At 58.4% G+C, this 13044-nt stretch carries 13 protein-coding genes; 2 read left to right on the forward strand and 11 right to left on the reverse strand.

What is annotated here, in order from left to right:
* Positions 1-200: 200 nt before the first annotated feature.
* Together EDY99_RS09985 and EDY99_RS09990 are read right to left on the reverse strand one after the other, a co-directional pair.
* Positions 201-1262 (reverse strand): YcjF family protein, encoded by a 1062-nt coding sequence (locus EDY99_RS09985; protein WP_046687133.1) that lies wholly within the window; start codon positions 1260-1262, stop codon positions 201-203.
* Positions 1259-2656 (reverse strand): YcjX family protein, encoded by a 1398-nt coding sequence (locus EDY99_RS09990; protein WP_103101518.1) that lies wholly within the window; start codon positions 2654-2656, stop codon positions 1259-1261. The genes EDY99_RS09985 and EDY99_RS09990 overlap by 4 nt, the downstream gene beginning before the upstream one ends.
* 308 nt (positions 2657-2964) lie before the next feature.
* Between EDY99_RS09990 and EDY99_RS09995 the strand changes: the two genes are divergently transcribed.
* Complete coding sequence (locus tag EDY99_RS09995; RefSeq protein WP_103101519.1) at positions 2965-4812, forward strand: hypothetical protein; 1848 nt, start codon at positions 2965-2967, stop codon at positions 4810-4812.
* A gap of 20 nt (positions 4813-4832) precedes the next feature.
* Here EDY99_RS09995 and pspD read toward each other — a convergent pair whose 3' ends face one another.
* From pspD to pspA, 4 genes are all read right to left on the reverse strand, one after another.
* A complete protein-coding gene (gene pspD / locus EDY99_RS10000) occupies positions 4833-5096 on the reverse strand; it encodes a phage shock protein PspD (protein WP_071883554.1) in 264 nt (87 codons plus the stop codon).
* Between the two features lie 96 nt (positions 5097-5192).
* The gene (gene pspC, locus EDY99_RS10005) at positions 5193-5552 is read right to left on the reverse strand and encodes an envelope stress response membrane protein PspC (protein WP_123061730.1); all 360 of its coding nucleotides are present in this window, start codon (positions 5550-5552) and stop codon (positions 5193-5195) included.
* On the reverse strand, positions 5552-5779 hold the full coding sequence (gene pspB / locus EDY99_RS10010; protein WP_004930553.1) for an envelope stress response membrane protein PspB: 228 nt from the start codon (positions 5777-5779) through the stop codon (positions 5552-5554). The genes pspC and pspB overlap by 1 nt, the downstream gene beginning before the upstream one ends.
* Positions 5780-5842: 63 nt before the next feature.
* On the reverse strand, positions 5843-6508 hold the full coding sequence (gene pspA / locus EDY99_RS10015) for a phage shock protein PspA (protein ID WP_046687135.1): 666 nt from the start codon (positions 6506-6508) through the stop codon (positions 5843-5845).
* Positions 6509-6692: 184 nt separating this feature from the next.
* On the opposite strand from pspA, the gene pspF reads away from it, so the two are divergent.
* A complete protein-coding gene (gene pspF / locus EDY99_RS10020; RefSeq protein WP_033650277.1) occupies positions 6693-7700 on the forward strand; it encodes a phage shock protein operon transcriptional activator in 1008 nt (335 codons plus the stop codon).
* A gap of 155 nt (positions 7701-7855) precedes the next feature.
* Here pspF and EDY99_RS10025 read toward each other — a convergent pair whose 3' ends face one another.
* The 5 genes from EDY99_RS10025 to folE2 form a co-directional block, all read right to left on the reverse strand.
* On the reverse strand, positions 7856-8986 hold the full coding sequence (locus tag EDY99_RS10025; RefSeq protein ID WP_060660659.1) for an MFS transporter: 1131 nt from the start codon (positions 8984-8986) through the stop codon (positions 7856-7858).
* 30 nt (positions 8987-9016) lie between these two features.
* On the reverse strand, positions 9017-9976 hold the full coding sequence (locus tag EDY99_RS10030; RefSeq protein WP_117187747.1) for an SDR family NAD(P)-dependent oxidoreductase: 960 nt from the start codon (positions 9974-9976) through the stop codon (positions 9017-9019).
* Between the two features lie 384 nt (positions 9977-10360).
* The gene (zigA, locus tag EDY99_RS10035) at positions 10361-11548 is read right to left on the reverse strand and encodes a zinc metallochaperone GTPase ZigA (protein ID WP_033650275.1); all 1188 of its coding nucleotides are present in this window, start codon (positions 11546-11548) and stop codon (positions 10361-10363) included.
* Between the two features lie 10 nt (positions 11549-11558).
* Positions 11559-12119: a carbonate dehydratase gene (locus EDY99_RS10040; RefSeq protein WP_060660657.1), complete on the reverse strand. Its 561-nt coding sequence runs from the start codon at positions 12117-12119 to the stop codon at positions 11559-11561.
* Positions 12109-13035 (reverse strand): GTP cyclohydrolase FolE2, encoded by a 927-nt coding sequence (gene folE2, locus EDY99_RS10045; RefSeq protein WP_060660656.1) that lies wholly within the window; start codon positions 13033-13035, stop codon positions 12109-12111. The genes EDY99_RS10040 and folE2 overlap by 11 nt, the downstream gene beginning before the upstream one ends.
* Positions 13036-13044: the final 9 nt, after the last annotated feature.

Consider the following 13044-nt stretch of genomic DNA (forward strand, 5'->3'; position numbering starts at 1 on the left):
CCGTGGTTGCTGATTTTAAACGCAAGCGAATAACAGCATCGGCGTCATTTTAGCCCACAAACAGAGAGTTATCACAAACAGAATTAATTTTGCAGATATTTATCACGCAAGCGCAGGGGGATCGACTATCGTCAAGTCTCGATTACGTCCGGCGTTGGCGCCGGTGAAATAACGGCGCTGCCAGGAGCGCCGTCGCGGGGTTATTTGGCCTTGTCGTCGCTCTTTTTCAGCGTGTCTTTCAACTGGCCGATCAGCTGGCTGCGGAAATCGCCAAGCTTCGGTTTTTCCCCTTCCAGCCACGGCAACGGGCGACACAGTTCCATCGCCTTGATGCCCAGCCGCGCGGTCAACAACCCGGCGCCGATGCCCTGCGCCGCGCGCGCCGACAGCCGCGCCGCCAGATCCTGCGACATCCAGTCCATGCCCACTTCGCGCACCAGTTCGGAAGCGCCGGCGAAGGCGATGTTGAGCAGCACCAGCCGGAACAAACGAATGCGGCTGAAGTAGCCCAGTTCAATGCCGTACAGCGCGGCGATGCGGTTAATCAAACGGATGTTGCGCCAGGCGATAAACGCCATATCCACCAGCGCCAACGGGCTGACGGCAATCATCAGCGTCGATTCGGCGGCGGAGCGGCTGATTTCGCGCCGCGCTTGGTTGTCGAGCACCGGCTGCACCAGTTTGGCGTACAGCTCCACCACTTCACGGTCATTTTGGGTTTCATGCAGCGAGGCCTGCCAACGCTGCAGCGCCGGATGCCCCTGATCCAGCCCGGCCTGGCGCGCCAGCTTCTCGCAGAATTCGCGCCCTTGCCCCAGTCCGTGGCTGTGCAACAGCTCGCGCGCCACGTCGCGCTCTTCCGCGCGCTGGCGCAGCCGATACAAACGCCGCCATTCGGTGACCACCGAACCGACGCCGGCGAACACGATCAGGCCGCCGGCCACGCCGCCACCCATGGCGATCCAGTCCTGCTGCACCCAGGCGGTATGCACCCACTGCACGCCCTGCGCCACCACGCTGACGCCGAACAGCGCCAGCCCGGCGGTGACCATTTTGCGCCACAGGCTGCGTTTCGGCTTCAGCGCAGCGTTGATGATGCCCTCGGCGCGCCCTTCTTCCTCCTCCTGCTGCAGCTCCGGCGCCGCCGGAAAGAAGCTCTCCGCCTGCTCGGCGTCGAAAGCGACGCCGGCGCGCAACGTCGGTTCCTGCGGCGGCTGCAACGGCTCGTCAAAATCGATACGCGGTTTGATCGGCTCGCTCATCGCAATTTGTCTCCCAGTAAAAATTCCATCACCGCATCCAGACGGATATGCGGCAACGGGCTGTCCACGCTCATGGCACGCGGGCGAAACTCATCGAAGTGAAATCCCTGGCTCTGCCAGAACGTCGGCCCCGGCAAACGGGCCGGCACTTCGCCGGGGAACACCGTCAGCGGCGCGCCGTCGCTGAGGCGATTGCCCTTCAGCGCCGGAATACGCTGCCCCTGATGATCGACAATGCCGCTCTCGGTCGCCTGCACCGAGGCCAGGCCGACGCAATCCATGCTGATGCCTTCGAACGCCGCGTTCTGCCACGCCTCTTGCACCAGCTGTTGCAGCAACGACACCAGATTGGCGTGCTGATCGGCGGTGATGTGGTCCGCCTTGGTGGCGGCGAACATCAGTTTGTCGATGGTCGGCGAGAACAAGCGGCGAAACAGCGTGCGTTTGCCGTAATGGAAACTCTGCATCAGTTGGGTCAGCGCCAGGCGCATGTCGTTGAACGCCTGCGGGCCGCTGTTGAGCGGCTGCAGGCAGTCAACCAGCACGATTTGCCGATCGAAACGGACAAAATGCTCTTTATAGAAGTTTTTGACGATCGACTGACAGTAATAATTGAACCGAGCGCGCAGCATGCCGATATTGGTGTGTTTGTCGGCCTGCGCCAGTTTCGACTCGCCCGCCGCGGCAACATCGGGCCACGGGAAAAACTGCAGCGCCGGCGCGCCGGCCATGTCGCCCGGCAGCACAAAACGGCCCGGCTGAATGAAGTGCAGACCTTCGCTTTTGCAGCGCAACAGATAATCGGTGTAGGCCTGGGCGATCGCCGCCAGGCGATTTTCGTCGGCCGGGGCCAGCGGATCGCAGGTTTTACACAGGTCAAGCCAGGGCTTGGCCCATTCGGCGCGTTCCCCCTGCAGCAGCCCGGTCATCTGCCGCGACCAGGCCAGGTAATCCTGCTCGAGCATCGGCAGATCCAGCAACCATTCGCCCGGATAATCGACGATCTCCAGGTACAGCGTGGAGGTGTCTTTGAAATGGCGCAGCAACGAGTCGTTGGAGCGGTAGCGCAGCGCCAGTCGGATTTCGCTGACGCCGCGCGTCGGCGTCGGCCAGGCCGGCGGCGCGCCGTACAGCTGCGCCAGCCCTTCGTCGTAGGTGAAACGTTGGATGCCGAGATCGCGCTGCGGGATGCGCTTGACGCCCAGCAGGCGTTCTTCGCGCACCGGTGAAAACAGCGGCATGCGCGCGCCGCTGTGCACATGCAGCAGTTGATTGACGAAGGCGGTGATAAAGGCGGTTTTGCCGCTGCGGCTCAGGCCGGTCACCGCCAGGCGCAGATGGCGATCCATTCCGCGGTTGACCAGCGAGGTTAACTCATTTTGCAGTCGTTTCATTTTGCCTGGAGTCGCATCCTTTTATTCACTAAAACATGCAGTTACACGGTAACACTTCGCTAACCACATGGCCTATGCTCACTATTATAGCCACAAGCAGAGTGAGATTTGCCACAGATGAAAATTGCCACCTTCTCAACTTAACCGACAACGCTTTGTGTAAGACATAGCCGAGCAACCTAATATCGCCCCCTATACAAAGACGAGATAGTATTACCCCCACAGGAATAATCACAATCACTCGTACTAACGATACAACCCCTTCATCAAAACGTTTATGTCAATACGAATACTAACCGGAGAATCCGATGAGCACAATTAATTTCGAGCGCGACCTGACCATTATAAATTCGATGGCAACACTTAAAAACACCCAACCAGAATATGACGGTCAACGCATAATCTTAACCGAGTATTATCAAGGAAAGGGTAAAGGTGGCGGTGTATTTACAGGACATACCAACGCGGTAAATGCCATTGACGACGGTGGCTATTCGACGCTTAAAGTCAATCAATCCCCAGCAGCGTGGTATCGTAATGACTTAACCCAGCTTTCTTTATACGACGGGGGATGTGATCTTACTCTTGACGATAATGGCCCCCTGATTCAAAACATTGCACTGATCAGAGGTGAACGCTCCGTAAAGATTCCAAGCGGCTATTGGAATATTAAAACACCGGTCGTCTTTCCAGCCAACAGTGGAATTTCCCTTTACGGTGAAAGCAGTTACAACGGTCGTGCCGTGTTCGTCTACAACGGACAAGACTTGGCAGAACAGACTGATATAACAGGGATTATAACCATCGACGCCGCTCAGGGAGAAATAACCTATAGCGGTGTCAGTTTCAGAAACTTCCAGCTAAGGGGAAATAACAAGACGATTTGCGGACTGAGTATAAAATACGCAAGCTATGTGCACGCCCAGAATGTAAGCATTCTTTACTGTCGGGGAGCCGGTCTTTATTTAGATAAGGTTCAGGATAGTTACTTCAAATTCGTCGAGGTTCAAGGCTGCGGCAGAACGTCGGGAGATTATGATAACTACCTGGACATCACTGACTTCAATAAGATGCTTCTTGCCCCCATTCATTTAACATCAACAATGCAAAATGACCACTGCAACATGTTACGATTCGAAGATTGTCAATGGGAAGCCAATTTGATAAGCCCGACTATCTATGTTAACGGTGGAATAGGACTTTGGTTTAAAAACCTACATATGGAACATCGAACCGGCCCGCTTCAAAAATTGATCGGCAACAATCCCAATGCCAGCTGTCTATTATATATGAATAATTCTGGCGAAGTTTACCTCAATGAAGTTCAGGCATCAGAGATAAAACACTTAGTCTATAGCTCTGGATACGGTGTTTTATATGCTACAAATATTAATCGAGGAGGGAATATTACTCACGCAGCATCAGGCAAAAAATTCAATGTGTTCATGAATGGGTGCTGGCTTCAGGATATGGACTTTTCATCCAGTGTAAAAGCCATGATCAGCAATTGCCGACTAGCCAGTTTGACCTGGCGATACCCTGCTTATCCAAGTACTATTTCGGACACCCACTTTTCCGGCAACGTTGCTCTGACAGAAGATGGAGCCAACCCACGTATCGATTTGGTCGACTGCCAGTATGGCAGCGTGAAAAGCAATACCAGCAATCTACGTTTCCTCGGCGGGCGTTGCTCGGGAGATTTTTACTATGTCTCACGATCGGGGGCTGGCTCGGTCATTGACGTTGACGTTGAAGGCAACACGACCATCAGCACCAGTTACGGCTGTTCATATCAGCCTGGAAAATCCAACTATACCGCAGTACGGATCGCCGACGGCCCCAAAGAGCTCGGCGGCGTAATGCGCCCCATTGGTTCCGAATGGTTCAATACTGCTGTGGCCGGTGACGAAGAAGGTGCCATCTATAGCTGGGTGAAAACGACTACCGGGTGGCGCCCCTCCAGTCGCATCAGTCGTTTCGGCACGAGCTTATCTTCCATGACGTTTGCTCAACTTCCTGCTGCGAATGTTTGCAAAGGCACCGCTATTTTTTGCACCAATACCGCAGCAAATCCATCGGCACAGGCAATCATAAGCAACGGTTCGAATTGGGTCTATTTGGCAACCCCGGGGACAAAAGTCACCGCAGCGAATTGAATGAACGATATCATGCCGCCCTACTTGGGTGGCATCTTCTCTCCCGCCACGTAACGCCCGAATGCCTTGTTCAGGCCTTTACGGAACAGCGGTTCCAGCACCAGCGCCAGCACGAAGCGCACCGGTTTGCGGCCGACGGTCTTCAACAGCCAGCCGGCGGCGCCCGCCGGGCCATAGTTCAATAACGCTATGATGATGACTTTAGCCAATGTCTTCAACATTGCCGCCGCTCCTGATTTAAATCCACCCGTTCTGGTGGCGTTCGCGACATCAATTTTATTCATGACAATGCCCTCCGGCACAAGACGATTAAGATGACCTTCAACGGGATGACGGCGGCGAGATATCCGGCCTGCACAGGCCGGATATCGCAAGAAGAGTTACAGCTTGCGGAAGCGGCTCTGAACGCCGAAGGTGTCGGACGTCACGTAACGCTCGACCTGACGCAGCTGCTGTTCGCCGCTGCCCAGCTCATATTCCAGCTGATCGAGCAGCTGGCGCGGCGTCTTCTGATGCTCGCCCTCGAAACGGCTGGCCGGCGCTTCGTCCAACACGAACACCAGCGCGATATAGGCCACCAGCGTGAAGAAAAACAGCCCAAAGAACAGCGACAGCACCACCATCACGCGGATCAGGCGCACCGGCACGTCGAAATAGTGAGCCAGACCGGCGCAGACGCCTTTTACCATGCCTTCTTCGGGTACGCGATAAAGCTTTTTACTGCCCAGCGTCATGTTCATCAGGACTGTCTCCAGTTCGGGTGTTCCGCATCGAGGATCTCTTCCAGCGCCTGAATGCGTTCACGCATGCGTTTGGCGTCTTCCGCCAGCTGCGCCAGGCGCTGCATTTCTTGCTGACTCAGCTGGATGCCGGTCTGTTGCCGATTGCTGTAATGCAGCCAAAGCCAAATCGGCGCGACAAACAGCACGAAAATTGTCAGCGGAATGGCAAGTAATAAAGCACTCATTGTTATTCCTTCTTATCGGATCCTGGATAGGCGGCCACCTCCGGCGTGTGGCCGCGGTTCGCCTTACTCGGAGCGGTTCATCTTGGCTTTCAGCGCCGCCAGTTGCTCACTGATGGCGTCATCGGCTTTCAGCTCGGCAAACTCCTGGTCCAGCGACTTCTTTTTACCGATACCGATGCTTTCCGCTTCGGCTTCCATATGGTCGATGCGACGTTCGAACTGTTCGAAACGCGCCATCGCCTCATCCAGCTTGCCGCTGTCGAGCTGACGGCGCACCTCGCGCGAGGAAGATGCGGCCTGATGGCGCAGCGCCAGCGCCTGCTGCCGCGCGCGGGTTTCGGTCAGCTTGTTTTCCAGCTCACCGATTTCGCTCTTCATGCGCGCCAGCGTTTCTTCTACGGTCGCCACTTCCTGCGTCAGCGTGGCGATCAGGTCGGCAACCTTTTGTTTTTCGATCAGCGCCGCGCGGGCCAAGTCTTCTTTATCTTTGCGCAGCGCCAGCTCGGCTTTTTCCTGCCAGTCGCTTACCTGGCTTTCACCCTGCTCGATGCGACGCAGCAACTGCTTTTTCTCCGCCAGCGCGCGCGCCGACGTAGAACGGACTTCAACCAGCGTGTCTTCCATCTCTTGGATCATCAACCGCACCAGCTTCTGCGGATCTTCCGCCTTGTCCAGCAGGGTGTTGATGTTGGCGTTCACGATGTCGGCAAAACGAGAAAAAATACCCATAATTCACTTCCTCTTGGTTCTGATGGCGTCTGAAGCGCCGCGTTAAGTCGTACAGCTTGCCCAAAGAGATAATCAAAACCCGTGCCAACTTTTATCTAATTGAAAAACAACAACTCTTTATTTTTGACTCTCTGCGCGCTTGCTGTAGAGTGATTATTTTCACCAAACATTGGCGAATTTCATCATGAACGAACAGCCAGAGAATTTGTTGGGCGAAGCAAACGCCTTTGTCGAAGTATTGGAGCAAGTCTCCCAGGTGGCAAAGCTGAACAAACCGGTGCTGGTGATCGGCGAGCGCGGCACCGGTAAAGAGCTGATCGCCCATCGTCTGCACTACCTCTCCAACCGTTGGCAAGGGCCGTTCATCTCGCTCAACTGTGCGGCGCTGAATGAAAACCTGCTGGATTCCGAGCTGTTCGGCCACGAGGCCGGCGCCTTTACCGGTGCGCAGAAACGTCATCTGGGCCGCTTCGAGCGCGCCGACGGCGGCACGCTGTTCCTCGATGAGCTGGCGACCGCGCCAATGCTGGTGCAGGAGAAATTGCTGCGGGTGATCGAATACGGCCAACTGGAACGCGTGGGCGGCAGCCAGCCGCTGCGGGTAGATGTGCGACTGGTGTGCGCCACCAACGACGATCTGCCGGCGCTGGCGGCGGCGGGCAAGTTCCGCGCCGATCTGCTGGATCGGCTGGCGTTCGACGTGGTGCAGCTGCCGCCGCTGCGCCAACGCCGGCCCGACATCATGCTGCTGGCCGAGCACTTCGCCATTCAAATGTGCCGCGAGCTGGCGCTGCCGCTGTTTCCCGGCTTTACCGAACGCGCCAGGCAGACGTTGCTCAACTACGGCTGGCCGGGCAACGTGCGCGAACTGAAAAACGTGGTGGAACGTTCGGTCTATCGTCACGGCGACAGCGACAACCCGCTGGATGAGATCGTCATCAACCCGTTTGCGCCACGCGAGGCCACGCCGCTTACGCCTGCCCCTGAAGGCGCCGGCGCGTTGCCGGCGCTGCCGCTCGAGCTGAAAAACTGGCAGTTGGAGCAAGAGAAGGCGCTGATCGAAGCAGCGCTGCAGCAAGGGCGATTCAACCAGCGCAAGGCGGCGCAGCTGCTGGGACTCACTTACCACCAGTTGCGCGGCATGCTGAAAAAGCATGCGCTGCTGCAAAACGGCGAGCAAGACGAGGATTAGCAACGCGGGGATTGGGTGCCGGTCTTTCCCGGCCGTCAGCTATTAGCCCCAGGTTGAGAGATGTGGCCTGAGAACGGCCGCCTGGAGAGGTCGGCCTTTCTCGACGGTCACGTCTATCTGCGAATAACCCGCCGATGAATCACCTTCTTGTAAGATCACAGCGGTATTTTTCCTGCCCGATAAATAACGCCGAGCGACAACGCGACGCAGACCAGAAAGGCATAGCGCAAACCGACAGTTTCGGATAAGAACCCGATTAACGGCGGCCCGATCAGCGTCCCCAGAAAACCGATGGTCAGCACTGCCGCGATGGCAGCGCTTGGCGCCATGGAAGAAGACCTTGCGGCCGCCCCCGCAACCAGCGGAATAATGGCGCAAATGCCAAGCCCAACCAGGAAAAAACCGATTATCGACGTCACCAAACCCGGTAACCAGGTCGTTAGCGTCATGCCGGTGAATGCCAGCATCCCGCCCCATTGCAACGTTCTTCTCACTCCGATCCGATCCACGAACCGGTTCAGCATGAGCCGGCCGATCGTCATGGCCGCCATAAATACCGTAAAACCCAGGCCGATGTATTTTCGATCGACCGAGACGACGTCCTGAAAATAAACGACGCTCCAGTCATACATAATGCCCTCACAAGCCATCGAGCAGAAAACGATCAGGCCATAGTTGAACAGCGAGCGGTCCGGGATGGCGAAAGCGCGCCCGGTCTGTTCCAGTTCCGGTTTGTCGAACAATGCCCGCCGACACAGCAAGGCGGACATCAGAGCCACCGCCGCTATGCCCGCAAAGTGCAGCGGCAAGGCGACATCCCGACCGATCATTAACGCCCCGATCCCTGCGCCGACGAACCCCGCCACGCCCCATATACCGTGAAAGAACGGCAGCCTCGTTTTACCGCTGACCGCCTCGGCGATACTGGCCTGCATGTTGTTCGAGACATTGACCGCGCTGTAAGCGAACCCGCATAAAAACAGCAGCACCGCCAGTTGCAGGACCGTCGCGGCGAAGGGCACCAGAAGCAAAAGCGTGGCGTTGAACAGAATAGCCGCGACGCCGACCACCCTGCTGCCGAGTTTGGCGATCGCCCATCCCGATATCGGCAGCGACACGACCACGCCGGCCGACATGGCGAACAGGACGGTGCCGAATACGCCGTCAGACAACGCAAGCCCTCCCTTGATCGTCGCCATCCTTGAACTCAAACTGCCGAAACACAGCCCCAGCATGAAAAACATGCTGGATATCGCCAGATTTTTTTCTTTCATCATCGACATCATGGGCTCCCCCTTATCCGATTAGCGGCCTGGTCAGGCGAAGGCATCAATGCCGGTCAGCGATGCCGAAAGCGCCCACAGACGCTGCGCCTGTTCCGGGTCGATCGCGTATTCCTTCACGCCAACCAGCGCCTGACTGTCGTGGACGGCGATGCCGGCAATATCGCCATCCTCACAGTAGAGGCCCCCTAATCCCTGCAACTGCGGTGAGGTGGCGGCCCAGACCTGCGTAGCAGCCCCCTGCTGAGGCGTTTTAAGGGCATCGGGATCGGCCGGATTGCCCTCTTCGTCCATCCAGCCCAGGGCTATCATCTCTGCTCTCGATATGTGCCGCTGCAGCGGCGTGGCGATGCTGCCCGGATGCAGGCTAAATGCGCGGATCCCCCGCGAGCGGCCCAGAAGATCCAACCAGACGGCGAACAGGGCATTCGCCGTCTTCGACTGACCGTACGCCAGCCACTTGTCGTAACCGCGCTCGAACTGCACATCTTCCCAGCGGATCGCCGAATGGTGATGCCCGGCGGAGGAGACGGTGACCACCCGCCCGCCATCGGCAATGGTCGGCCACAGTAAATTGGTCAGCGCATAGTGGCCGAGATGGTTGGTGGCGAACTGCCTTTCCCAACCGTGCCCTACCCGCGCCTCCGGGCATGCCATCACCCCGGCGTTGTTAATGACGATATCCGCCCGTAGGCTCGATGCGGTAAAGTCTGCAGCGAAACGACGCACGCTGTTCAAATCGGCGAGATCGAGTTCGGCGATCTCGACGCCGGCGCTCAGCCCTAACACCGCTTTGGCTGCCGCCGGTGCCCGGCAAGCGACGATAACCCGTGCGCCGGCGTCGGCCAGCGCCAGCGTCGTCTCCAGACCGAGGCCTGAATGGCCACCGGTGACGATGGCCAGCGTGCCTGACAGATCCTGGCCCGCGAGCACCTCGCCGGCGGTCGTTTTGGGCCCGAATCCTGACTTGATGGGGGTTTGTTGGGTAATCACAGGCATTCTCCTCACGGTTAACAGTGGCCGGCCAAACGCAGCCGGCGCGTCGATGAGAAGGAGTATGAAATTCCGTCACGGGACTGTGAATGCATGAAACCCCGAACTTCTGTCGAGATCGTCCAGGTTACACGGCAAAAAAGAAGAAAGTGGGGCATGGCGGCTCGCCAGGCGAGGTTTCCGGTCTGAAACAGGCAAAAAAAAAGCCAGCACCCGAGCTGGCTTAAAAAACACTGGAAGCAATGTGAGCAATGTCGTGCCTTCCACATCAGAGCCGCAAACTGTGGCCTTCCGTGAACTGCCAGGCGATGATAATAGTTATCAGTATCGTCTGTAAAGCACTTTGTTGAGAATTTTTCTCATTACCACACGAAGATTGCGCAATTACCACTCAGGGAACGGGTCTGCCATCTCCAGCCAATAGTCCACGCCGGCGGCCATTTCGTCGTCGCTCAGCAGGCAGTCGTCCAGCAGACGCACGATCGCCGCCTGTTGCAAGTGCTGGCCGATAAACACCAGCTCCTGGCGCATGTCGCCGAACGGCTCCACCCATTTCTCCTGTATATGCGCCCGCGTTTGCGGATCCTGCGGCCAATTGTCTTGCGGGATCGCGCGCCAAAAGGTGCCCGCCAGGCCGTAATGGGCGATGCCGCCGGCCTGGCTCCACTGCCCGGCCTGCCGCGGCCGCGTCGCCAGCCAGAAGAAGCCTTTCGAACGCAGCAGCTTGCCGCCGCCCCAGTCGCCGTTGATCACGCGGTAGAACTTGTCCGGCGCAAACGGCCGTCGCGCCTGATAGACAAAGCTGCTGATGCCGTAGCTTTCCGTTTCCGGCACGTGTTCGCCGCGCAGCTCTTTCAGCCAGCCGGGCGCCTGCTGCGCCTTTTCAAAGCTGAAGCTGCCGGTATTCAGCACCGCCTCCAGCGGCAGTTTGCCCGGCGCGATCGGCACAATGCGGGCGTCGGGATTCAGGCTGGCCAGCAGCGCCATCACTTCGCCCTGCTGCGTTGGCGTCAACAGATCGGTCTTGCTGACCAGGATCACGTCGCAAAATTCAATTTGCTCAATCAACAGGTCCGCCACGCTGCGCAGATCGTCCTCGCCCAGGCTTTGGCCAGCTTCCTGCAGGCTTTGCGCCTGCTGGTATTGCCGGATGAAATTCACCCCGTCGACCACCGTCACCAGGGTATCCAGCCGGGCGAACTGCGACAGGCTTTCCCCTTGTTCATCCTCAAAGGTAAAGGTTTCCGCCACCGGCAGCGGTTCGGAGATGCCGCTCGATTCGATCAACAGATAATCGAAGCGCCCGTCCTGCGCCAGCTCGCGCACCGACACCAGCAGGTCTTCGCGCAGCGTGCAGCAGATGCAGCCGTTGCTCATCTCCACCAGCTTCTCCTGCTGGCGATCGAGGCGCACTTCATTCTCCACCAGCGCAGCGTCGATATTCACCTCGCTCATGTCGTTGACGATCACCGCCACGCGCATGCCCTGCCGGTTGTTCAGGATGTGGTTCAGCACCGTAGTCTTGCCGGCGCCGAGAAAGCCGGAAAGCACGGTCACGGGAAGTTGTTTCATGGGGACCTCATTAAAATTCATTGCGTAATGCCTGGTAACCGCGCACCAGTTCGACGTTGGTGGCGGCCACTTCTTCCGAAAACTGCAGCGCGCTGCGATCGACCTGGCGATAGCGCGACAGGTCGCTGTCCGGCCCCACGCGCTCGGTCGAGGGGATATAGCGGTTTTCCGGCAGCGTCACGCCGTCCACGACCGCGTTGTAGCGCACCACGCAGCCGGACTGAACGTGGCAGTTGAACAGCACGCTGTTGAAGCCGATAAACACCCGATCGTCGATGCGGCACGGGCCGTGCACAATGGCGCGGTGGGCGATCGAGCTGTAACGGCCAATAGTCACCGCCGCCCCGCTCTTGGAATGGATCACCACGCCGTCCTGAATATTGGAGTGCGAGCCGATAACGATCGGCTCCATGTCGCCGACGGCGTTCAACTCGTCGGCGCGAATTACCGCATAAGGGCCGACGTAAACGAAGTCTTCGACGATCACCCGGCCGCAAATAATGGCGGTGGGATCGATGTAGGCCAGCGGCGAGACCTGCGGCAGATGGCCACTGGGGTTTTTACGCAGCATGGTGTTCTCCCCGCCAGCTCAGCTCCGCCACCGCATTGTGGGCATGCAGGCTCTCCTGATGCTCGACGCGCAGCGAAAAAGCGCGGTAGTCGCACTGGCTGCGCAGCATGCGATACAGACGGCGCGCCGCGTCCTCGCAAAACATCAGATTCTGACCGTTGGCCAATGCGAAGGCCTGTTCGTCGCGGCGTTTCACCAGCGTTTGCACCGGCGTGCCCAGCGCGTGTTCGATGCGATCAATCAGTTTCACCGGCTCAAACGCCCGTTCATTCTCGGGCGTCACGGTGATCCAGGCCCAGCTGCGCTGGCTGTGGGGGGTGGCCGGCATCCCTTGCTCCAGCAGCCACTCGCTCACCTGCCGTTGGCTGACCCGCTCCGCCGCCTGTTCAAAATCAAACTGGAACTGTTGCTGCGCCAACTGACGGCTGAGCGCCGCCGAACTCGGGCAGGTGGAGGAATAAGGCACGCCGACGGTCAGCGCCAGCGTCAGCGTATCCGTCAGAGTGGCCTCGATGCGCAGCGGATAGGCTTTCCAGCCGCGCTGCGGCGACAGCAGCGCCGGGCGTGACAGCAACAGCTCGCCGCCGATCGACAAGCTGGCGCGATCGCTGTGTTCCGGCTGCGAAGCCAAAAAGGCCTGCAGCGTTCGGCCGATGCGCTGCGGCGTCAGCTCGCCCTGCGTCAACTCGTCCAGCGCCAGATACAGCCGCGACATGTGAATGCCGCGCTCGCCCGCCGCTTCGGCGCGCAGGTTGATACCGGCGTCGACCTTCGCCATCAATGGCTTGCCGGCCAGCTCCAGCGGCAGCGCGATCCCTTGCATCCCGACCCAATCGAGCCCGACATCACTCATTTCGCCGCGCCATGCCTGAGCATCCGGCAGCGAACGGCGTGGTGGAAGTGCAACTTCGTTCATACATCCCCT

Origin of the sequence: Serratia sp. LS-1, assembly GCF_003719595.1 — a bacterium.
Lineage (GTDB): Bacteria > Pseudomonadota > Gammaproteobacteria > Enterobacterales > Enterobacteriaceae > Serratia > Serratia ureilytica.